The organism is Pseudonocardia parietis (assembly GCF_017876315.1).
GTDB classification, from domain to species: Bacteria; Actinomycetota; Actinomycetes; order Mycobacteriales; family Pseudonocardiaceae; genus Pseudonocardia; species Pseudonocardia parietis.
On the sequence record NZ_JAGINU010000001.1, the window covers coordinates 1,402,619 to 1,423,310 of the forward strand.

Sequence of the window (20,692 nt, forward strand, 5' to 3'; positions counted from 1 at the left end):
CGGCGGTCTTCACGAGGGTGCGCAGGCACATCTCGCGCGCCTCGCGGGGCGTACGGCCGGGCGCCTCCGGTAGGTGGAACGAGGCCCCGACGGCCGCCTCGAGCGCGGCCCGGCCCGGGAGGCGCTCCGGATCAGCACCGACGCACCGGCCGGAGGAGATTGTCGCGCCGAGATGCAGATCAGCGGGCCGCAGAGATCGACAATTCCCGCTGAGCCGCATCTCGGCGGGTAGCGGGGCGGGGCGGACCGGCCGCCGGGAGGATCGGGCGGGCGCTGGGGGCATGCTGGGGAGGTTTCCGCGCCGAGATGCAGCTCAGGGTCATGCAGAGATCGACAATTCGCACTGAGCCGCATCTCGGCGGGTAACGGCCGTGGGCGTCGAGGGAACGGGTCCGGGCGATGCGTCCTACGCTGCTCCGCATGGGATTCCCGGCGCAGCGCCCCCGTCGGTTGCGGACCACCCCCGCGATGCGACGGCTGGTCTCCGAGACCGAGGTCCGCCCGCGGCAGCTGGTGCTGCCGATGTTCGTGCGGGAGGGGGCCGACGCACCGGTGCCGATCTCCTCGATGCCCGGCGTCGTCCAGCACACCCGTGACACGCTGCGCAAGGCGGTCGCGCAGGCGGCGTCGGCCGGGGTCGGCGGGGTGATGCTGTTCGGCGTCCCCGAGGTGCACGACGCGACCGGCTCGGGTGCCGTCGACCCGGACGGGATCCTCAACGTGGCGCTGCGCGACGTGCGCGCCGAGGTCGGTGACGCGCTCGTCGTCATGTCCGACCTGTGCCTCGACGAGTTCACCGACCACGGTCACTGCGGCGTGCTCGACGCCGAGGGTGGTGTGGACAACGACGCCACCCTCGAGATCTACGCGCGGATGGGCGTCGAGCAGGCCCGCGCCGGGGCACACCTGGTCGGCCCGAGCGGGATGATGGACGGCCAGGTCGGCGTCATCCGGGCCGCGCTCGACGAGGCCGGGTTCACCGACACCGGGATCCTCGCCTACACCGCGAAGTACGCCTCGGCGTTCTACGGCCCCTTCCGAGAGGCGGTGAACTCCCAGCTCACAGGCGACCGCAAGAGCTACCAGCAGGACGGCGGCAACGCCCGCGAGGCACTGCGCGAACTCGCCCTCGACCTCGACGAGGGCGCCGACATGGTGATGGTCAAGCCCGCGCTTGCCTACCTGGACGTGCTGGCGCGGGTCGCCGACGTCGCCGACGTGCCGGTCGCCGCGTACCAGATCTCCGGGGAGTACGCGATGATCGAGGCAGCCGTCGAGAAGGGCTGGCTGGAGCGGGAGCGCACGATCCTGGAGACGCTCACCTCGATCCGCCGCGCCGGCGCCGACGTGGTCCTGACCTACTGGGCGACCGAGGTCGCGACCTGGCTCGACTGACCGGACGGGCGTCCGGTACCGCCGAACGTGGCAAACCGGACATCTGTCCGGCTACCGTGGACGTCGTGAGCAACGACCCCGGACAGCAGGGCACCCCGCAGTACTACCGGCCCGGCCCGTCGTCGGGGACCTACCCGCAGTACCCGCAGAACCCGTACCCGCACGGCTGGACGCCGGGTACGCCGCCGGCGCCGTACCCGCAGCAGGTCCCGGGCGGGTCGGACCCCCAGCAGGCAGGCCCGCAGCCGGGGCCGCAGTGGAACACCACGGGTGGGGGCGGCTGGGGCAACCCGCCCGCCGGGCTGGGGCAGACCCCGGCCGCGAAGGCGCCCCGGCCCCGCCAGCTCGTGACCGCGCTGATCATGCTGCTCGCCGCGGCGCTGCCGTTCGTGCTGATGGGCGTGGCCGCCATGGTCACGCCGGTCGACGAGTCGATGCTGGAGCAGGCGGGCATCCCGCGCGCCGAGTACGAGGCCATGATGACCCAGGCCGGGATGACCTTCGACCAGCTCGCCCAGATGGTCCGGGTGATGGGCGCGGTCTTCCTGGTGCTGGCGTTGATCTATGCCGCGCTCGCCGTCGTGGCCTTCCTCGGGGCGGGCGGCGCCCGGCTCGCGCTGGCCGTGCTCACCGGGGTCTACGGGCTCCCGCTGCTGCTGATGATGGCGCCGACGCTGCCGCTGTTCGGGGTGCTGGTCGTGGCGGTCGCCGCGGCCGGTGTCGTGCTGCTCTACAGCCGTCCGGCCAAGGAGTGGTACGCGGCGCGGAAGGTCGGGGCCGCACAGCGGTCCGGGTGACAGCTGGGAGACTGGCAGGGTGAGCAGTGTGAGCAACCCCGAGCCGACGGAGTCCGCCCGCCTCTTCAAGCGGGCGGCGGAGGTGATCCCGGGCGGGGTGAACTCCCCGGTCCGGGCGTTCAACTCGGTCGGCGGCACCCCGCGTTTCATGGTGTCCGGGCAGGGCTGCCGGCTGACCGACGCCGACGGCGGGACGTACGTCGACCTGGTGTCCTCCTGGGGGCCGATGATCCTCGGGCACGCCCACCCGGCCGTCGTCGAGGCGGTGCGGTCCGCGGCGTCGCAGGGACTGTCGTTCGGCACCCCGACCCCGGGGGAGAGCGACCTGGCCGCCGCGATCGTCGACCGCACCCCGGTCGAGCAGGTCCGGCTGGTCAACTCCGGCACCGAGGCCACGATGAGCGCGATCCGCCTCGCCCGCGGCATCACCGGCCGCAGCGTGATCGTGAAGTTCTCCGGCTGCTACCACGGCCACGTCGACGCGCTGCTCGCCGACGCCGGCTCCGGCATCGCCACGCTCGGCCTGCCGACCAGCCCGGGCGTCACCGGCGCACAGGCCGCGGACACCGTGGTGCTCCCGTACAACGACCTCGACGCCGTACGGCGGGTCTTCGCCGAGCGCGGCTCCGAGATCGCCTGCGTGATCACCGAGGCCGCGGCCGGGAACATGGGCGTCGTCCCGCCGGTCGAGGGGTTCAACGCCGGGCTGCGCGAGATCGCCCACGCCCACGGCGCGCTGCTGGTGATCGACGAGGTGATGACCGGCTTCCGCGCGTCGAAGCAGGGCTGGTTCGGCTGCGACGGCGTCGCCGGGGACCTCTACACCTTCGGCAAGGTCATGTCCGGCGGGCTCCCGGCCGCCGCGTTCGGCGGCTCGGTCCAGCACATGTCGTACCTCGCCCCGGCCGGGCCGGTCTACCAGGCGGGAACCCTGGCCGGGAACCCGGTCGCGGTCGCCGCCGGGCTCACCACGCTGCGCAACGCCGACGACGCCGCCTACGCCACCCTGGCGGCCAATGCCGACCGGATCGGCCACATGGTCACCGAGGCACTGACGAAGGAGGGCGTCGCGCACACGGTGCAGTACGCGGGCACCATGTTCTCGCCGTTCTTCGCCGACACGCCCGTCACCGGCTACGCCGACGCGCAGGCCGCCGAGACCTGGCGCCACCCGGCGTTCTTCCACGCGCTGCTCGACCACGGCGTCTACACACCGCCGTCGGCGTTCGAGGGCTGGTTCGTCTCCACCGCCCTGGACGACGACGCGTTCGCGCAGATCGAGACCGCGCTGTCCGCCGCCGCGAAGGCCGCCGCGACCGCCACCCGCCCGGACGGGGCCTGAGCGTGGGTGATCGGACCAGTCCCGCCCCCGAGGGGCCGGCGACCGTCGTGCACCTGCTGCGCCACGGCGAGGTGCACAACCCCGAGAAGCTGCTCTACGGCCGCCGCCCCGGCTACCGGCTCTCCGACCTCGGCGAGGCCCAGGCGAAGACGGTCGCCGTGCACCTCGGCGAGAACGACGTCGCCGCCGTCGTCGCCTCCTCGCTGCTGCGTGCCCAGCAGACCGCGCAGCCGATCGCGGACGCGCACGGCGTGGAGATCACCACCGACGACGGGCTCATCGAGTCCGGCAACCTGTTCGAGGGCAAGAGCTTCGCGGTCGGGGACGGCGCGCTGCGGCATCCGCAGGCATGGCGGCTGCTGCGCAACCCGTTCACCCCGTCCTGGGGCGAGCCGTACCGCGCCATCGCGCACCGGATGCTGGGCGCGGTGCACGCGGCCCGGCTGCTCGCGCCCGGCCGGGAGATCGTCTGCGTCTCCCACCAGCTGCCGATCTGGACCCTGCGCCGCTACCTGCTCGGACAGCGGCTCTGGCACGACCCGCGCCGCCGGCAGTGCTCGCTGGCCTCGTTGACCAGCATCGAGTTCACCGGCGCCCGGGTGACCGGCCTGCGCTACAGCGAACCGGCCGGGTCGAGCGGTGCGATGGTGGCCGGGGCATGAGGCCGTTCCGCCTGCGCGCCTCCCGCGTCCTGCCGGTCATGCTCGGGGTGCTGCTGCTGGTCGCGGGCTGCGGTGTCGGCCGGGACGCCGTCGGGTCCGGGCCGCAGGAGTTCCAGTTCGTCGCCCCGGGTGGGGAGACCCGGATCACCTACGACCCGCCGCAGAGCCGCAGCAAGATCACCGACCTGCGCGGCGAGAGCCTGCTCGAACCCGGTACCGAGGTCGGGATCGCCGACTACCCCGGCCGGATCCGCGTGATCAACATCTGGGGATCCTGGTGCGGCCCCTGCCGCACCGAGGCACCGGAGCTGCAGGCCGTCGCCGAGGCCGCCCGGGAGGACGCGGTGGTGCTCGGCATCGACGTCCGCGACGACCGCCAGGCCGCGGCGGACTTCATGAACGCCCGCGGGCTGACCTACGACTCGATCTACGACCCGTCCGGCCGCACGCTGGCCCGGCTCGACGGCTACCCGCGCAACGTCGTCCCGTCGACGATCGTGCTGGACCGCCAGGCCCGGGTCGCCGCGGTGTTCCTGACCCCGGTCGGGAGCTCGGACCTGCTGCCGCTGATCACGAAGCTGGCCGCCGAACCCGCGCCGCCCGCCCCGGCCGGGACCGGCTGACCCTCCGCGCCCACGCGGTTGCACTACACGTTGTAGAACCCGCTGACCGTTGCGGCGTGTCGTCCTTCTACCCTGGATCCGATGGACGCGACGACGACGCTGGCGATCTCGGGGCCGCTGCTGCTCGCAGCGCTGGTCTCGGTGGCCGCCGGCCTGGTCAGTTTCGCGTCCCCGTGCGTGGTCCCGCTGGTCCCCGGCTACCTCGCCTACCTGGCCGGGCTGGTCGGCGCGCAGTCGCCCCCGGTGACCCCGGCCGAGGCCCGCGACCGCGCGGCGGCCCGCCGTGCGGGAAGCGACCCGGCACTCACGTCAGCGGATCCCGCCCCCGCCGATCCCGCCCCCGCCGATCCCGCCCCCGCCGATTCCGCAGCCGTCGTGGCGCCCCGTTCCGACGGTCGCTGGCGCGTCGCCGGGGCCGCCCTGCTGTTCGTCGCAGGGTTCACCGTCGTCTTCGGCGCGATCATGGTCGGGGCCGTGTGGCTGTCCGACGTGCTGATCGACAACGAGGCCCTGCTGCAGCGGATCGGCGGCGTCGTGATGATCGTGATGGGGCTGGCGTTCGCCGGTCTCATCCCGGCGCTGCAGCGCGAGTACCGCTCGCACTGGACCCCGCGGGCCGGGCTGGCCGGCGCGCCGCTGCTCGGCGCGGTCTTCGGGCTCGGCTGGGTGCCCTGCATCGGCCCGACGCTGGCCGGAGTGGTCGCCGTCGCCGCCGGGACCGGTGGCGGGTCGTTCCGCGGCGTCGTGCTGATCCTGGCCTACTGCGCCGGGCTCGGGCTCCCGTTCGTGCTCATCGCGCTCGGTGCGACCCGTGCGGTCGAGGCGCTGGGCAGGCTGCGCCGGCACACCAGGGCGATCCAGGTCGCCGGTGGTGTGCTGCTGATGGCGGTCGGTGCGCTGCTGGTCTCCGGTCTGTGGGCGCAGTGGCTCGTGAAACTACAGGTCTCGATCGCCGGGTTCACCCCGCCCATCTAGATGAGCTCCCCGCCGACCGCCCCGCCGCAGCCGCCCGTGACCACGCCGGACGGCGAGCCTCCCCGCCGCAGCGGCCCGCTCGGTGCGGCGGGGGCCTTCCTGCGCAACACCTGGCGCGGGCTGACCAGCATGCGCACCGCGCTGGTCCTGCTGTTCCTGCTGGCCCTGGCCGCACTGCCGGGCGCACTGCTGCCGCAGCGCTCGCTGAACGCGTTCCTGGTCGACGACTTCTACGCCGACCACCCGACGGCGGCGCCGATCGTCGAGGCGCTGGGCGGGTTCGAGGTGTTCGCCAGCCCGTGGTTCGCCGCGATCTACCTGCTGCTGATGATCTCGCTGGTCGGATGCGTGCTGCCGCGCTCGCTGGAGTACTGGCGCGGGATGCGGCAGGCGCCCGTCGTGACCCCGCGCAACCTCTCCCGGCTCCCGCACCATGCGAGCGCCGACGTTGCCGACGATCCGGACGCCGTGCTCGAGCGCACCCGCACGATGCTGCGCGGCTGGCGCAAGGCCGAGCACACCGAGCCCGGCGGCGCGCGGACGATCTCCGCGGAGCGCGGCTACCTGCGCGAGACCGGCAACCTCGTCTTCCACCTGAGCCTGATCGGGATCCTGCTCGGCCTGGCGGGCGGGAAGATGTACGGCTACGAGGGCGATGTGATCGTCCACGCGGACGGCTCGGAGTTCTGCAACAGCTCGATCCTCGGCTACGACACCTTCCGGGCCGGGCTGCGCGTCGACGGCACCGATCTCAACGAGTTCTGCGTGCGCGTCGACCGGTTCGCCGGAACCTGGCTGCCGAACGGGCAGCCGGCGACGTTCGGCGCGGAGATCGCCCACCAGACCGGCTCGGACCTGCGCAACGGCGTCACCTCCTGGCGTCCGGGGGAGATCTCGGTCAACCACCCGCTGCGCACCGACGGCGACCGGGTCTACCTGACCGGTTACGGCTACGCGCCGGAGTTCACGGTGACCTGGCCGGACGGGCAGAGCCGCAGCAGCGACGTCCAGTGGCGGCCGGTGGACCAGAGCGGCACCCAGCTCTCCGAGGGCGCCACCAAGTTCGAGCGGCCCGGCGTCGAGGATCCCGAGGTGCGGCGCACCACGCAGATCGCGGTGACCGGCACGTTCGCCCCGACCGGGGCGATCGACCAGGAGGGTGCCCTGGCCTCGGTGCACCCGGACCTGCGGGCTCCGACGGCGGACGTCGACGTGATGCTCGGGGATCTCGGCATCGACGACGGCCGCGGCCAGTCGATCTTCACGGTGGACCAGCAGAAGATCGAGGACGGCGAGCTGCGCACCGTCGCCGAGTCCCGGATGGGCATCGGGGACACCGTGACGCTGCCGGACGGCACCGTCGTCCGGTTCGACGGCGTGACGCCGTGGGTGAACCTGCAGGTGGGCCACGACCCGGGGCAGAGCTGGGTACTGCTCGCCGCGATCGTGATGGTGGGCGGCCTGGCGCTGTCCCTGTCGATCAAGCGGCGCCGCTTCTGGGTGCGCGTCCGCCCGATCGAGGGTGGTAGCCGGATCGAGCTCGGCGGCCTGGCCCGGACCGACCGGGCGGGATACGGCGAGGAGTTCGACCGGCTCTCGGCCGGACTGCTCGAACCGACGGACAAGAAGGACGGTTGACACCGATGCTCGTCGATCCGATCACCTCCATGTGGAGCGACCGGTTGTTCCAGGCGACGCTCGTCGTGCTGATCCTGGCGCTGGTGTTCACCTCGCTGGAGTACGCCGCGTCCCGGGTCGCCCGGGTGGCGCGGAAGGAGCCGGCGGCCGTCGGTGCGGGAGCCGGCGGGTCGTCCACGGAACCGGACGACGGTGTGGCCGGGAAGCGCCCGACCCGCCCGCGGTCCGACCGCTACGGCCGGATCGGTGTCTCGCTGATGATCCTGGCGGTGCTGCTGCACGCCGGTTCGATCGTGCTGCGCGGGCTGGCCACCTACCGCTGGCCGCTGGGCAACATGTACGAGTTCACCTCGGCGCTGTGCCTGATGGCGGTCGGCGCCTGGCTGGTGCTCGTCTACCGGCACCCGGCGCTGCGCCCGGCCGGTGTGTTCGTGCTGACGCCGGTCCTGCTGCTGATGTTCGTCACCGGCACCGTGCTCTACGCCGAGGCCGCGCCGGTCGTCCCCGCCCTGCAGTCGTACTGGATCATCATTCACGTCACGACGATCACGCTGGCGTCCGGGATGATGCTCGTCCCCGGCGTGGCCAGCCTGTTGTTCCTGATGAAGCGCAACGAGCGTCCGGCCGCGCTGGCCGCGAAGCTGCCGGGTGCGGAGATGCTCGACCGGCTGGCGTACCGGGTGACGGTGCTGGCGTTCCCGCTCTACACGTTCGGCATCATCACCGGCGCCGTGTGGGCCGAGGCGGCCTGGGGCCGGTTCTGGGGCTGGGACCCGAAGGAGACGGTCGCGTTCGTCGCCTGGGTGTTGTACGCCGCCTACCTGCATGCCCGGGCCACGGCCGGGTGGCGTTCCTCGCGTGCCGCCTGGATCAACTCCGCAGGTTTCGCCACGATCGTGTTCAATCTGTTCTTCATCAACATGGTGGTAGCCGGGCTGCACTCGTACGCAGGGGTGTGAGGCGCCTCGACCACTGCGTTCGGCACGGCTACCGTCGTCTCACGTGAGCGAGAACGGTTCCGACGAGCAGCCCGACGGGTCGGTCGGCCGCTACGTGCGGGAACGCTGGGGCGCGGCAGACACCGCCGGGCGGTCCTTCGGACGGCGTCGCCGCGCCGGGGCCGACGACGGAACGCAGCCGGGTTCCGCAGCGCAACCCGACGCCGCGGGCCGGGCCGAGACGCCCGAGCCGCGCCAACCGTCCGCGGCCGAGCGGGCGGCGTCGGCCCCGGCGCCCGGCCGGGCCGCCGTCGGCACGCAGACCCCGCCCGCCGGTTCGGCCTGGGGCACCGAGCTGCCCGAGATCGACGACGAGCTGCTCGACGAGATCGATCCGCGCACCCCGCCGCACGGGCTGGACCTCTCCGCCCTGCGCGCCTCCGGCGATGACCCGGAGCCCGGGTCGCGCGGCGGCACGGAGGAGGGCCGGCACCACGCGGGCGCCGGTTCCGCCCCGGAGTTCACCTCGCACGACCACGGCCCCGACGACACCGGGATCTACCGCGCCGGCGGGGGAGACGAGCCGGAGTCGTGGTGGGCTGTTCCCGGGTCCGGTGGTCACACCGACGACCCGGACGGCACCGTGATCTGGCGCCGGCCGGAGCCGCCCGTCGACGAGAGCACCACGGCGCCCGGCGCCCCGTCGGCGCCCGGCGCCCCGTCGAGGGCCGGGTCCCCGGCCGGCTCGGATCCGGTGACGGACGATGAGTCCGCGCCGTCGGCGCCGTTCGAGGAGCGCGTGCCGTCCGAGGAGCGCGTGCTGTCCGACGAGGGTGGACCGTCCGGCCAGGGCACGCTCTCCGGTGAGCGTGCGCCGTCCGGGCAGGGCGTGTCGGGGGCCCCGAGCCGGCAGGGCGAGGGTGCTCGCGGCGCCGGGCATGGCGCGACGCTGTTCGACGACGGATCCGGCGCGGGAACCGGACGGGCGACAGACGCGGATCACCCCGGGGCCCGCTCGGCGTCCGGTGTCGCAGACGGTGACGAAGCTCACTCGCGAGGCGACGGCGCTCCCGGGAACGACCGGCCGTGGGCCGACGCCAACTCGGTGAGCGACACCCAGCCGCGGGCGGACGCTCACCCGGTGAGCGACGCGCAGCCGCGGGCGGACGCCTACCCGGTGAGCGAAGCGCAGCCGCAGGCCGACTCCCACTCGGTGGGCGACGCGCAGCCGCGGGCCGACTCCCACTCGGTGGGCGACGCGCAGCCGCGGGCGGACTCTGACTCGGTGAGCGATACCCAGCCGCGAGCCGACGCCCATCCAGTGAGCGACACCCCGCCGCGAGCCGACGCTCACCCGGTGAGCGATGACCGGCCGCGGGCTGAGGCTCCCCCGGTGAGGGACGCCCGTCCGGAGGTCGACACCGGCCCGTCCACCGCTCGCCAGGAGAACGCCGCCCGTCCGCGTGGCGCGTCCACCGACCGGCCGTGGCGGAGTTCCTGGGACCACGAGGCCGCCGAACGCGACGCCCGGGAGGGCGGTCCCCGGCGCACGTCCACCGGCTCGGTCCGGTCGCGCCCGAGCCCGGGGTCCGGCTCGCCGCGCCCCCGCTGGACCGCGCCCGAAGCGGTCGAAGCGCGGTCCGCGCAGCACCGCCGCGGCGACGAACCGCACGGCGCACTGGACCTCGCACCGTCGCGGACCTCGCACAGCACGCGCCGCCCGCCGACGAGCGGCTGGCGCAGGCTCGTCTACCTGCTCACCGGCGGGCTGGTGAACCCGGGGGAGAGTCCCGCGGAGGTGCACCGTCGCGACCTCGTCTCCCGGCTGAACCGGCCGCTGATCAACTCACACAAGATCGCGATGCTGAGCCTCAAGGGCGGGGTCGGGAAGACCACGGTCACGGCCACGCTGGGGGCGACGTTCGCCTCCCACCGCGGGGACCGGGTCGTCGCGGTCGACGCGAACCCCGACCGCGGCACGCTCAGCCAGAAGATCCCGCTGGAGACGACCGCGACCGTCCGGCACCTGCTGCGCGACGCCGACAAGGTCCGCCGCTACACCGACGTGCGGGCCTACACCTCGCAGGGCGTCTCCCGGCTGGAGGTGCTGGCCAGCGAGCAGGACCCCGCGGTGTCGGAGGCGTTCAGCGAGGAGGACTACCGGCGGGCGGTCGACCTGCTCGAGCACTTCTACAACCTGGTGCTCACCGACTGCGGTACCGGGCTGATGCACTCCGCGATGTACGGGGTGCTGGGGATGGCCGACCAGATCGTCATCGTCTCCTCGGGGTCGATCGACGGTGCCCGCAGCGCCTCGGCGACCCTGGACTGGCTGGATGCGCACGGCTACGGGAGTCTCGTCCGCAACGCCGTCGTCGTGATCAACTCGGTGTACCGGCGGCCCGGCGGCGGGGTCGACCTCGACCGGGTCGCGGAGCACTTCGCCGGCCGCTGCCGCGCGGTCGTCCGGGTGCCGTTCGACCCGCACCTCGAGGAGGGCGCCGAGATCGACCTCGACCGCATCGAGGAGCCGACCCGGACCGCCCTGCTGGAGCTCGCGGCCGCCGTCGCGGACGGCTTCCCCGTCTGACGGTCCGGGAGGCTCGGCCACCGCATCAGCAGTTGCGTCCGCTGTTGATGCAGGTGGCCGCCGTGCGGGCCTGCTCGTCGGAGAGCAGGCTCTGGTAGTTCCCGTGGTCGGTCTTCGGGCTGTGCTGCTGGTCGGGGAACGTGTCCAGCGCGAACGAGCGGCCCTCCGGCTGGTCGTAGGTCAGCGTCATGCGCAGCTGCGGGATGGCCACCCGGCCGTCCGCGCACCGGCCGTCGGCCTCCGGGAACACGACGGCCTCGTTCTCGGCGTTCGAGCGCAGCGTCTCGCCGTCCCAGCAGCTCGGGAAGTCCAGGAACCGCACCAGATCGCTGCCGGACGGGCAGATCGGGTACTTCTCGGTGGTTCGGTCGGTGAAGCCGCTGCAGGTCCACTTGGACACGACGTTCTCGTCGCCGTTCGTCTTGGCCTTCGCGTCCCCGGTGATCATCCGCAGGTTCTGGGGCATCGGTTCGGTCTTCTGGCCGGGGTGGCCGTTCAGGGTCATCTGGGCCGAGGTCGGGGTCAGGATCTCCCCGACGTTGCCGTCCTTGCCGCCGCCGTCGGCGTTCGCGTCGTCGCCGACCCCGTTCAGGTCGCGGACGACCGGCCAGTAGAACGTCGACTTGTCGCCGTTGGTGCAGGACGTGCCGCCGGCCTCGAGGCTCTGGTCGTCGGAGAACGCGTCGGTCGTGGTGTTGCCGACGTAGTCGTGCACGTGCTGGGCGCCGTTCCGCTTACCCGGCGCCGCCTGGTAGTTGTCGGAGTTGCGGTGATCGCTGGTGCCGCACTCCGAGGTGAAGGTGCCACCGGCGAACACGCCGCCCTTGTCGTCCGGGGCGTTCCCGGGTTCGACGTCGGTGATGTCGACGAAGTCGTCGGCGGCCGGTGGCGCCGCCTGGTCGCGTCCGGGGAACTGCTCGTCGGCCTCGTTCCCGGCGTTCTGGTCGCCCTCGTTCCGGCCCTCGCCCTGGTCGCCGGCGTTCTGCTCGCTCCGGTCCTGGCCGGGCTCGTCGTTCTGCTCGCCGTCGTCGTCCTGCCGACCGGCCTGCGCCTCCGGTTCGTTCCCGGACGCGCCGTCCTCGTCGTCCGGCCCGGCTCTGCCGAACAGGCCGTCGTCCGGGTCTCCGGTGTCTTCGGTCGTGGAACCCTGCTCGGTCGCCGAGCCGGGCCCGTCGTCCGGGCCGTCGGCGGACGCCGTCCCGCCGAAGGCCACGGCGGCGGCGGCCACGAGCAATGCGGCCACGACGGCCACCAGGCGTACCGGTCCGGTGATGTTGCGTCGTCCACGTCGGGGCATGGGCGAACCTCCTCGGGGTGTGAAGTCCCGGTCGGGGGACCGGGTGGTGCCCGTACCGCAGGCGATCGCCGGTCAGGTGTCGCCGTCGGGCGGACGGGCGCGGGGAGCGCTTCGATCCGTGGACCGCGGCGGTGCGGGGGACACCACCTCTCCGGTCCAGCGCGGCCACGGTAGGTAGCCGTCGGCGTCGTGGTGACGGTCCTGAGAACGATCGAGCGCCATCACCGGCGAGAGGTGGGCGCCGCGCGGCGAACGACGCCGTCGTTGCACCGGGCCGGGGCACGGGTTGGTCCGTTCGCCGACATCGGCCTTCAGAAACGCAGCCACGTTCCGAGCGGGATGTGGCCGGAAACACCGAAGGGCGGCCCACCGGAGCCGGTGGGCCGCCCTTCGGTAAAGACGTGTTGGTGCGTGGGGAGGGGCTGAACCGTTCGGAGCGGGTCAGGCCCGGTCGGGCGGATCCTCCTGGTCACGAACCTTCTCGTCGAGTTCACGCAGGAAGTCGGGGTCGTCGTCGGGACCGGCCGCACGCGGCCGTTCGGGCTTCTGGCCGGTCATCCACGGGAGTTCCGGCCGTGGGCGCCGGTCGGAGACCATCTGCTCGGACCGCAGGGTCCGGACGAGCAGCACCGCGACGACGGCCGCGCCGAGCAGAAGGATCAGAAAGAACATCAGGCCACCTCCGCCGTCCAGCGTAGCGAAGGCGGCCTGACGTACGGGTGAAGCCGAGGGGTCACCCGATCGTCGTGCAGGTCAGCGGAGGCCGGGGCTGGCCTCGCTGGTCAGGTCGGCGAGCAGGCCGCGGACCTCGGACTCGCGGAAGCGGCGGTGCCCGCCCGGCGTGCGGATCGAGCCGATCCGGCCGGCGGACGCCCAACGGGTCACGGTCTTGGGGTCGACGCGGAAGAGCGTGGCGACCTCGCCCGGGGTCAGCAGTCGCTCGGGGGTCTGGGTCGGAGCAGCCATGGAATCCTCCCGGAAGTGCAACGTGCTGCATGTTCGGTGTTCACGAACGGGTACCGCTCGTTGTTTCCGGGCCATCGTGACACTGCAGACCCCAGGTACTCGAACGGTTGTCCGGAGGTAAAGGGTCCTTAAAGGGCAAAGCCGATGAAACGCCCGAAGCGGACATCGGGCAGAGGGGGGCACGGCGGACCGCGCCGGCACCGGCCGGACCGTACCCTGGAGCCATGACGTCTCCGACTCCGCCGCAGGCCGCGGCGCGGGCCCGCGCCGGCGAGCCCGGGCTGGCCGCCACGGTGGCGCTCTACACGCTCGCCCGCCTCGGACTGCTCGCCGTCATCGCGCTGGTGCTCGCCGTTGCCGGGGTGCCGCTGCTGGTCGCGCTGCTGGTCGCGCTGATCGTCGCGTTGCCGCTGTCGATGGTGCTCTTCCGCGGGTTGCGGGTGCGCCTGGACCGGGCGCTCGCCGTGGCCAACGCGAAGCGGTCGGCGGAGCGGGAGTCGCTGCGGGCCCAGCTGCGCGGCGACGTCGGCCCCCCGCCCGTACCGGACGCCGGTACGACGGCCGACGCGCCGAAGCCGTCGTCCGAGGACGGCACCGACCGTTCCTGAGCTCCGGTGAGCGGCAGCCGTGCTGCCGCGCGGCTCAGCTGACGGCGAGACCGACCGCGACGGTCAGGGCCCAGGCGAGCAGCAGCAGGCCCGTGTCGCGCAGCGCCGGGATCAGCGCCGGACCTTCGGCCCCGCCGAGGACGGTCCGCACCGGCCGGACCGCGACCGGCAGCGCGAGCAGCACGACCAGCAGGCCCGGACTGTCGAACGCGGCACCGAGCGCGAGCACGAACGGCACCAGGACCGTCCCGACGTAGAGGGCACGCGTGCCGCGCTCGCCCAGCCGCACGGCCAGCGTCCGCTTGCCCGCGATCCGGTCACCCGGGATGTCACGCAGGTTGTTGACGACGAGAACCGCGCAGGTCAGCAGGCCGGCGCCGACCGAGGCGCCGACCGCTGCGGAGCCCACCACCCCGGCCTGGGTGAGCATCGTGCCGAGTACGGCGACCGGGCCGAAGAAGACGAACACCGCGATCTCGCCGAGACCGGCGTAGCCGTACGGTCGCGCGCCGCCGGTGTAGTACCAGGCCCCGACGATGCACAGCGCCCCGACGGCGATCAGCCACCACTGGCCGGATACCGCGGTGAGGGCGATCCCGGCCAGCGCGGCGACCCCGAAGCAGGTGAACGCGGCGGTCCGGACGGTCGCCGGCGCGGCGGCCCGCGAGCCGACCAGCCGTTGCGGTCCGACGCGGTCGTCGTCGGTGCCCCGGATGCCGTCGGAGTAGTCGTTCGCGAAGTTCACGCCGATCACCAGCGAGACCGCCACCAGCAGGGCGAGCAGGGCGGCGCCGGGCGCGACGGCGCCGGCGCCGATCGCGGCGCCGGTACCGACGAGAACGGGGGAGATCGCGGTGGGCAGGGTGCGCGGTCGCGCTCCCTCGATCCACTCTGCCGTCGTGGCCACGGGTCGAACCTATCCCGATCCGGGTGTTCGGCGACGGTCGAGCGGTGCCGGGGGTGTGGTGAGCACTGCCACGGTGTGTGAAGGCACTAGCGAGTACCCGAGGGGGCGCGCTGGGCGGACCCGGGGATCGTCGCCGACTGGCTGTCGCCGTCCGGGACCGTGCCGGCCGGGGTGTCGCTCGCCGGCGCGCCGGAACCGGTCGGCCCGGCGCCGGTACCGCTACCGGTGCCGGTCGCCGTGCCGGCGGGTTCGTCACCGGCCGTGCCGCCCGTCCGCGCCTCGTTCGCCGGTGCGGTGGCGGGATCCCCCGGGGTGGTGGTGTCGCCCGGGGCGGTACCGGGGCCACCGGCGGCGGCGGAGTCCCCCGGCGCGGTGGCGGGGTCGCCCGGGGCGGTTGTCGCGTCATCCGGGGCGGTCCCGACGGGGGCGGTCGCGGTGTCACCGGGTGAGGCACCCGCGTCGGCGGGGGCGGCTCCGGCGGTGTCGCCCGCCTCGCAGCCCGGCAGGTCGGCCGGCAGCTCGCCGAACGCCGACGTCGGCAGGTACTGGCCGTCCCCGATCCGCACGAACTCGCCGTGCGTGCACTGCACCGGGACGTCGGTCGCGTTCACCGCGATCCCGACCGACTCCGCACCGGCCTCCGGGCGGGCGAGGATCTGTGCCTCCGGCGCGCCCTCGGTGCGCACCGCGGACAGCCGCTGCGAGCCCGTCCACAGGTAGTCCACCTGCACCTGTGAGTTGTCCTTGAGGCCGAGGACGTCCCAGAAGATGCCGTCGCCGAGGTCGATCCCGGCCGGGTTGGCGACCTTGCGTCCGAACTGGTCCTTGCCGCCGTTGTGCCCGTTGCGGGCCGCGGCGGCCTGCGGGACGCCCTGCGGCAGGTCCTTCCACATCTGGCGCTCGTGCGGCGGGTTCCAGTAGTCGTCCTTGGTGTTCCACGGCCCGATGTCCCAGACCGGCGCGATCGCGCAGCGGCCGTTCGGGGCGCAGACCTTGACCGAGTAGTCGGTCTTGCCCTTGCCCGACAGTGCCCGCCGCGAGGGCAGCGCGACGAACCGGTCCCGCTCCACGATCTTGTGGCCGTTCGCGGTCGTGCCTCCGACGAGGCCCTCCCGGGTGGCGAAGACCGAGTAGCTGCGCGGGGCGGCCTCGGTCATGGGCTCGCTCTCGGTCCCGGCGGTCGGCGTGGCGGACAGGGTCACCTCGTGGACGACCGGTGCGGCGTCGCCGGTCGCGGTGAGGACCAGCCGTCCCTGCACCTCGCGGACCGCCTCCGGGAGCTCGGCGCGGTCGTTCTCGGCCGGGATCCACTCGGTCCAGCCGCCGCCGGCCTTCCGCCCGCGGACGTCGATGGTCGCGCTCGAACCGGGCGGGGTGTCGGCGGCCAGGGTCGACTCGACCGCCCGGGTCGGGGCGTCCAGGGAGCGCGGTTCCAGGGGCAGCAACCCGGTCGGGACGACGTCCACCGGGTCCGCTGCCGCCTCGGTGTCGCCCTCGTCGGCCGGGGCACCGAACGCCGTCGACCGGTCGAACCGCGCCCCGCCGTCCTCGACCACGATGCCGGTCCCGCTCCCGGTCAGCTCCGGCTGCCAGGTCGTCTCGCCCGGCTCCGAGGCACCGGCCGGCAGCACGACGGCCGCACAGAGCGCACCGGTCGCGGCGAGCAGACCGACGCCTCGCAGCCCGGCCCGCGTGTTCCTGCGCATCTGGACAAACCCCCGCTGCATCGTGTGACTCGTGTGACGACAGAGGGCCCAGTGATGACTGTGGGCTCTGTGCCGTCAGTGGCAGCAGCACACTCGATGTGCGGGCGGGGCGCAACGCACTCTGTGTGAAGCGACCCCATGGTGTGTACGACCGTCTCACCGGACCGGGTGGTGTGGGCGCCGACGAAGTGGTCACGCAAGGTCACTCACCGCTATCACCAACTCCGCAGAGTGGTCGAAAGATTCGGCTGCGAGGCCGCGTGTGGCGCGGGGGTGCTCAGCGGAGGTCGGTGAGCAGGGCGGCTACGGCGCTGCGGTCGGGTTTTCCGATCCCGCGCTCGGGGATCCCGTCGGCGCGGTGCAGGACCCGGGGGACGGCGGCCCGGCCGCAGGCGTCCCGGACGGTGTCACGCAGCACCGCGTCCACCGGGTCGGGGCCGTCGGTCACGACGAGGGCGGCGACGATCTGGCCCCACTGGTCGTCCGGGATCCCGACCACGCAGGCCCCGCGCACATCGGGCACCGACAACAGCGCCCGTTCGACGGCGGCCGGGGCGACCTTCTCCCCGCCGGTGTTGATGACGTCGTCGGCCCGGCCCAGCACGGTCAACGACCCGTCCGGTGCCGTCTGCCCGAGGTCGGAGGTGCGGAACCCGCCGGGGGTGAAGGCCTCCGCGGTGGCCTCCGGTGCTCCCAGATATCCGGCGGCGACGACCGGTCCACCGAGCACCACCCGGCCGGACCCGGGCTCGATGGTGGCCGTCACGCCGTCGAGCGGAACGCCGTCGTAGACGCACCCGCCGCAGGTCTCGCTCATCCCGTAGGTGGCGACGACCCGGATCCCGCTCTCCTCGGCGCGGGCGCGCAGGCCGGGGTCGAGCGCGCCCCCGCCGACGAGGACGGCGTCGTACCCGGCGAGCGCGTGCAGCGGCGCCGACCCGTGGTCGAGGACGCGGGCCAGCTGGGTCGGGACGATGCTGGTGTAGCGGCGGGAGCCGTGCGGGAGACGGCCGGTGGCGCGGCTCAGGCCCTCGGGCCGGAAGCCGTCACGGACGTCCTGCACCACGCACTCCGTCCCGGCCAGCAGCGCCCGCAGCACGACCTGCACGCCCGCGACGTGCTCGGCAGGCAACGTCAGCAGCCAGGCGCCGGGGCCGCCGAGCCGCTCCCGGGTCGCCGCGGCGGACGCACGCAGCGCGTCCCCGGTGAGCGCGACGTGCTTGGGCTGCCCGGTCGATCCCGAGGTGGCGACGACGACGGCCAGCCCGTCCGGAACCGTCCCCCGGGCGACGGCGCGGGCGACCGGTTCCGGCAGCGCCGGCTCGTCGCCCGGCAGGGCACGGACGGGGAGCACGGCCGGGCCGGAGCCGTCCAGCGCGGACCCCAGCGCGGCCGCCAGCCGCGTCACCGCTTCCGGCGACCCGTCCACCCCGACCGCACGCACGTCCATACCGATCAGCCTGCCACCGTGGTGATCGTCACCCGGTGACGGACCGGCGGCGCTTTTCATCAGATTCGGGGAACGTGCTCGCGGAGCTGCAACGAGCGGGCCGCGGAGCGCGACAGCCGGGGTGAGGGCGGCGGCGCACCAGACCGCCGCTCACCGGAGTCGAAGGAGCTCCCCATGCCGCAGACCGCATCCGTCGACGCGTCACCGACCCGTAGCCCGCGCGCGCTGCGCTGCCGCCGCCCGGCCGGTTCCGGGCACCGCGCGGTCGCCGGTGAGCTCGCCGCCCTGGCGTTCGAGCCCCCGACGATGCCGGAGGCCACCACGGACACCGCGCAGCCGCTCCCGCGTCCGCGCCCGTCCGTCGACTGACCCGACCGGCCGAAGCCCCGCGGTAGTGCCAGGGGATCAGTAGTGCCAGGGGAACGGCGACCAGTCCGGGTCCCGCTTCTCCAGGAACGAGTCGCGCCCCTCGACGGCCTCGTCGGTCATGTAGGCCATCCGGGTCGCCTCGCCGGCGAACAGCTGCTGGCCGACCAGGCCGTCGTCGGCCAGGTTGAACGCGTACTTGAGCATCCGCTGCGCCTGCGGCGACTTGCCGTTGATCTCGGTCGCCCACTGCAGCGCGGTGGACTCCAGCTCCGCGTGCGGCACGGCCTCGTTCACCGCGCCCATGTGGTGCATCTGCTCGGCGGTGTAGGTCCGTCCGAGGAAGAAGATCTCCCGGGCGAACTTCTGCCCGACCTGCTTGGCCAGGTAGGCCGAGCCGTAGCCGCCGTCGAACGAGCCGACGTCGGCGTCGGTCTGCTTGAACCGGGCGTGCTCGGCGCTGGCCAGCGTGAGGTCCGCGACGGCGTGCAGCGAGTGCCCGCCGCCTGCCGCCCACCCGTTGACGACGGCGATCACGATCTTGGGCATGAACCGGATCAGCCGCTGGCACTCCAGGATGTGCAGCCGCCCGGCCCGGCCGCGATCGACCGACTCCGCGGTCTCCCCGGACGCGTACTGGTACCCGCTGCGCCCGCGGATGCGCTGGTCGCCGCCGGAGCAGAAGGCGCGCTTGCCGTCCTTGGGGGAGGGGCCGTTCCCGGTGAGCAGTACGCAGCCGACGTCGGCGCTGGTGCGAGCGTGCTCGAGCGCGGTGAACAGCTCGTCGACGGTGCCGGGGCGGAACGCGTTCAGGACCTCGGGGCGGTCGAACGCGATCCGGACCGCGCCGGTGGACACGGCCCGGTGGTAGGTGATGTCGCGGAAGGCGAACCCCTCCACGGGCGTCCAGGCGTCGGGGTCGAACGTCTCGGAGACGGGCATGAGGGGAGATTAGATCGTCCCGGGTGAGTGATGCGCACACCCTGATCAACAGGGCAGACTCGGCGCGAGACTTCACCCGTTGCCGTGCCGGACCAGGAGGACGAGCCCATGACGAGCCCGAATGTCGATCTCACCGAGGAGACGATCTTCACCTGGGGGGCGCCGCCCCTGAAGTTCGGCGCCGGAGCGATCGACGAGATCGGCTTCGAGATGACCGGCTACGGGGTGGGGCGGGTCCTGATCGTCACCGACCCGGGCGTGCGCGCGCTGGGTATCCCCGAGCGGATCGCCGAGTCCCTGCAGAGCCACGGGATCGGCTCGGAGATCTTCGACGGCGTGCACGTCGAGCCGACCGACGACTCGATGATCAAGGCCACCGAGTACGCCCGTGCGCAGGGCCCGTGGGACGGGTTCGTCGCCGTCGGGGGCGGGTCGGCGATCGACACCGCGAAGGCGATCAACCTGCTGACCTCGGGCCCCGGCGAGCTGATGGACTTCATCAACAAGCCGATCGGCAACGCGAAGGTCCCGGAGGGGCCGCTCAAGCCGCTGATCGCCGTCCCGACCACGGCCGGCACCGGCTCGGAGTCCACCGCCATGTGCGTGCTGGACATCCTGTCGATGAAGGTCAAGACCGGGATCAGCCACTGGCGCCTGCGCCCCACCCTGGCCGTGATCGACCCGCTGGTCACGATGTCGCTGCCGCCCGAGGTGACCGCCGCGTCCGGGATGGACATCGTCTGCCACGCGCTGGAGTCCTACACCGCGCGCTGGTACACCACGTTCGACCGCAAGAAGCCCGAGCAGCGGGTCACCTACTGCGGCTCCAACCCGGTCTCGGACCTGTGGTGCGAGAAGGCGATGATGCTGCTGGCGCAGTCGTTCCGGGACGCCGTGCACCGCGGCTCCGAGGACGTCGAGGCCCGCTCGAACATGATGATGGCGGCGACGTTCGCCGGGATGGGATTCGGCAACTCCGGCGTGCACATCCCGCACGCGAACGCCTACCCGATCGCCGGGATGGTCAAGGACTTCCGGCCGGCCGGCTTCCCGCAGGACGAGCCGATGGTGCCGCACGGCATGTCGGTGTCGCTGACCGCGCCGGAGGCGTTCCGGTTCTCCTTCGAGTCCGCGCCGGACCGGCACCTCAAGGCCGCCGAGCTGATGGCCCCGCGCGCGGACAAGCTCAACGACCAGCGCGAACAGCTGCCGTCCGTGCTGGTCGACCTGATGCGCAACATCGGCATCCCGAACGGCATCGGCGGGGTCGGTTTCACCGAGTCCGACGTGCCGGACCTGGTTCCGGGCACGATGAAGCAGCAGCGGCTGCTCGCCACCTGCCCGCGCACGCCCACCGAGGACGACATCGCCGGCATCCTCACCCGGTCGATCGAGAACTGGTGACGACCGGCGGCCGGCCCGCGCGGGCCGGCCGCCTATGTCTCCTGGGCAGGAGGCCGCATCCGGCCGGGGGGTAGCGTCGTCGTCCC

Annotated in this window: 19 protein-coding genes; 12 read left to right on the forward strand and 7 right to left on the reverse strand. The window is 73.3% G+C overall.

Going from position 1 to position 20,692, the window contains the following annotated elements; genetic code table 11:
- The first annotated feature begins 420 nt into the window (after positions 1-420).
- From hemB to JOF36_RS06735, 9 genes are all read left to right on the forward strand, one after another.
- Positions 421-1,395, forward strand: coding sequence for a porphobilinogen synthase (gene hemB / locus JOF36_RS06695; RefSeq protein WP_210025531.1), 975 nt, complete (start codon positions 421-423; stop codon positions 1,393-1,395).
- Positions 1,396-1,460: 65 nt separating this feature from the next.
- Positions 1,461-2,192, forward strand: coding sequence for a hypothetical protein (locus tag JOF36_RS06700; RefSeq protein ID WP_210025532.1), 732 nt, complete (start codon positions 1,461-1,463; stop codon positions 2,190-2,192).
- Between the two features lie 19 nt (positions 2,193-2,211).
- The gene (gene hemL, locus JOF36_RS06705) at positions 2,212-3,534 is read left to right on the forward strand and encodes a glutamate-1-semialdehyde 2,1-aminomutase (RefSeq protein WP_372447367.1); all 1,323 of its coding nucleotides are present in this window, start codon (positions 2,212-2,214) and stop codon (positions 3,532-3,534) included.
- 2 nt (positions 3,535-3,536) lie between these two features.
- On the forward strand, positions 3,537-4,196 hold the full coding sequence (locus JOF36_RS06710) for a histidine phosphatase family protein (protein ID WP_210025534.1): 660 nt from the start codon (positions 3,537-3,539) through the stop codon (positions 4,194-4,196).
- The gene (locus tag JOF36_RS06715; protein WP_210025535.1) at positions 4,193-4,819 is read left to right on the forward strand and encodes a TlpA family protein disulfide reductase; all 627 of its coding nucleotides are present in this window, start codon (positions 4,193-4,195) and stop codon (positions 4,817-4,819) included. Before JOF36_RS06710 ends, JOF36_RS06715 begins: the two co-directional genes overlap by 4 nt.
- Positions 4,820-4,900: 81 nt before the next feature.
- On the forward strand, positions 4,901-5,794 hold the full coding sequence (locus tag JOF36_RS06720; RefSeq protein WP_210025536.1) for a cytochrome c biogenesis CcdA family protein: 894 nt from the start codon (positions 4,901-4,903) through the stop codon (positions 5,792-5,794).
- Positions 5,795-7,432 (forward strand): cytochrome c biogenesis protein ResB, encoded by a 1,638-nt coding sequence (gene resB / locus JOF36_RS06725; RefSeq protein ID WP_210025537.1) that lies wholly within the window; start codon positions 5,795-5,797, stop codon positions 7,430-7,432.
- Positions 7,433-7,437: 5 nt separating this feature from the next.
- Entirely contained in the window at positions 7,438-8,391 is a 954-nt protein-coding gene (gene ccsB, locus JOF36_RS06730) for a c-type cytochrome biogenesis protein CcsB (protein WP_210025538.1), read from the forward strand.
- Positions 8,392-9,583: 1,192 nt separating this feature from the next.
- On the forward strand, positions 9,584-10,960 hold the full coding sequence (locus JOF36_RS06735; RefSeq protein ID WP_443706278.1) for a MinD/ParA family ATP-binding protein: 1,377 nt from the start codon (positions 9,584-9,586) through the stop codon (positions 10,958-10,960).
- A 25-nt stretch (positions 10,961-10,985) separates the two neighbouring features.
- Here JOF36_RS06735 and JOF36_RS06740 read toward each other — a convergent pair whose 3' ends face one another.
- The 3 genes from JOF36_RS06740 to JOF36_RS06750 all read right to left on the reverse strand — a co-directional run bounded on the left by JOF36_RS06740 (position 10,986) and on the right by JOF36_RS06750 (position 13,223).
- The gene (locus tag JOF36_RS06740; protein ID WP_210025539.1) at positions 10,986-12,257 is read right to left on the reverse strand and encodes a DUF1996 domain-containing protein; all 1,272 of its coding nucleotides are present in this window, start codon (positions 12,255-12,257) and stop codon (positions 10,986-10,988) included.
- A 441-nt stretch (positions 12,258-12,698) separates the two neighbouring features.
- Positions 12,699-12,929 (reverse strand): hypothetical protein, encoded by a 231-nt coding sequence (locus tag JOF36_RS06745; RefSeq protein WP_210025540.1) that lies wholly within the window; start codon positions 12,927-12,929, stop codon positions 12,699-12,701.
- Positions 12,930-13,010: 81 nt separating this feature from the next.
- A complete protein-coding gene (locus tag JOF36_RS06750; RefSeq protein ID WP_210025541.1) occupies positions 13,011-13,223 on the reverse strand; it encodes a BldC family transcriptional regulator in 213 nt (70 codons plus the stop codon).
- Between the two features lie 224 nt (positions 13,224-13,447).
- On the opposite strand from JOF36_RS06750, the gene JOF36_RS06755 reads away from it, so the two are divergent.
- Positions 13,448-13,831, forward strand: a complete 384-nt coding sequence (locus JOF36_RS06755) for a DUF4229 domain-containing protein (protein ID WP_210025542.1) — start codon at positions 13,448-13,450, stop codon at positions 13,829-13,831.
- Between the two features lie 34 nt (positions 13,832-13,865).
- Here the strand turns inward: JOF36_RS06755 and JOF36_RS06760 are convergent, their stop codons facing one another.
- The 3 genes from JOF36_RS06760 to menE form a co-directional block, all read right to left on the reverse strand.
- Complete coding sequence (locus JOF36_RS06760; RefSeq protein WP_210025543.1) at positions 13,866-14,738, reverse strand: 1,4-dihydroxy-2-naphthoate polyprenyltransferase; 873 nt, start codon at positions 14,736-14,738, stop codon at positions 13,866-13,868.
- An 86-nt stretch (positions 14,739-14,824) separates the two neighbouring features.
- Positions 14,825-16,444 (reverse strand): DUF8814 domain-containing protein, encoded by a 1,620-nt coding sequence (locus JOF36_RS06765; protein ID WP_210025544.1) that lies wholly within the window; start codon positions 16,442-16,444, stop codon positions 14,825-14,827.
- 277 nt (positions 16,445-16,721) lie between these two features.
- Positions 16,722-17,894: an o-succinylbenzoate--CoA ligase gene (gene menE / locus JOF36_RS06770; protein ID WP_245350706.1), complete on the reverse strand. Its 1,173-nt coding sequence runs from the start codon at positions 17,892-17,894 to the stop codon at positions 16,722-16,724.
- A 174-nt stretch (positions 17,895-18,068) separates the two neighbouring features.
- Here menE and JOF36_RS06775 point away from each other — a divergent pair, with 174 nt between their 5' ends.
- Positions 18,069-18,263: a hypothetical protein gene (locus JOF36_RS06775; RefSeq protein ID WP_210025545.1), complete on the forward strand. Its 195-nt coding sequence runs from the start codon at positions 18,069-18,071 to the stop codon at positions 18,261-18,263.
- Between the two features lie 36 nt (positions 18,264-18,299).
- Here JOF36_RS06775 and JOF36_RS06780 read toward each other — a convergent pair whose 3' ends face one another.
- Positions 18,300-19,202 (reverse strand): 1,4-dihydroxy-2-naphthoyl-CoA synthase, encoded by a 903-nt coding sequence (locus tag JOF36_RS06780; RefSeq protein WP_210025546.1) that lies wholly within the window; start codon positions 19,200-19,202, stop codon positions 18,300-18,302.
- 108 nt (positions 19,203-19,310) lie between these two features.
- On the opposite strand from JOF36_RS06780, the gene JOF36_RS06785 reads away from it, so the two are divergent.
- On the forward strand, positions 19,311-20,606 hold the full coding sequence (locus tag JOF36_RS06785) for a hydroxyacid-oxoacid transhydrogenase (protein WP_210025547.1): 1,296 nt from the start codon (positions 19,311-19,313) through the stop codon (positions 20,604-20,606).
- The last annotated feature ends 86 nt before the right edge of the window (positions 20,607-20,692 follow it).

What these genes read in the sequence shown, in the direction of transcription:
- hemB (WP_210025531.1), top strand. Translation starts at nt 421, where the DNA reads ATGGGATTCCCGGCGCAGCGCCCCCGTCGGTTGCGGACCACCCCCGCG.
- JOF36_RS06715 (WP_210025535.1), top strand. Translation starts at nt 4,193, where the DNA reads ATGAGGCCGTTCCGCCTGCGCGCCTCCCGCGTCCTGCCGGTCATGCTC.
- JOF36_RS06720 (WP_210025536.1), top strand. Translation starts at nt 4,901, where the DNA reads ATGGACGCGACGACGACGCTGGCGATCTCGGGGCCGCTGCTGCTCGCA.
- resB (WP_210025537.1), top strand. Translation starts at nt 5,795, where the DNA reads ATGAGCTCCCCGCCGACCGCCCCGCCGCAGCCGCCCGTGACCACGCCG.
- ccsB (WP_210025538.1), top strand. Translation starts at nt 7,438, where the DNA reads ATGCTCGTCGATCCGATCACCTCCATGTGGAGCGACCGGTTGTTCCAG.
- JOF36_RS06740 (WP_210025539.1), bottom strand. Translation starts at nt 12,257, where the DNA reads ATGCCCCGACGTGGACGACGCAACATCACCGGACCGGTACGCCTGGTG.
- JOF36_RS06745 (WP_210025540.1), bottom strand. Translation starts at nt 12,929, where the DNA reads ATGTTCTTTCTGATCCTTCTGCTCGGCGCGGCCGTCGTCGCGGTGCTG.
- JOF36_RS06750 (WP_210025541.1), bottom strand. Translation starts at nt 13,223, where the DNA reads ATGGCTGCTCCGACCCAGACCCCCGAGCGACTGCTGACCCCGGGCGAG.
- JOF36_RS06755 (WP_210025542.1), top strand. Translation starts at nt 13,448, where the DNA reads ATGACGTCTCCGACTCCGCCGCAGGCCGCGGCGCGGGCCCGCGCCGGC.
- JOF36_RS06765 (WP_210025544.1), bottom strand. Translation starts at nt 16,444, where the DNA reads ATGCGCAGGAACACGCGGGCCGGGCTGCGAGGCGTCGGTCTGCTCGCC.
- menE (WP_245350706.1), bottom strand. Translation starts at nt 17,894, where the DNA reads ATGGACGTGCGTGCGGTCGGGGTGGACGGGTCGCCGGAAGCGGTGACG.
- JOF36_RS06775 (WP_210025545.1), top strand. Translation starts at nt 18,069, where the DNA reads ATGCCGCAGACCGCATCCGTCGACGCGTCACCGACCCGTAGCCCGCGC.
- JOF36_RS06780 (WP_210025546.1), bottom strand. Translation starts at nt 19,202, where the DNA reads ATGCCCGTCTCCGAGACGTTCGACCCCGACGCCTGGACGCCCGTGGAG.
- JOF36_RS06785 (WP_210025547.1), top strand. Translation starts at nt 19,311, where the DNA reads ATGACGAGCCCGAATGTCGATCTCACCGAGGAGACGATCTTCACCTGG.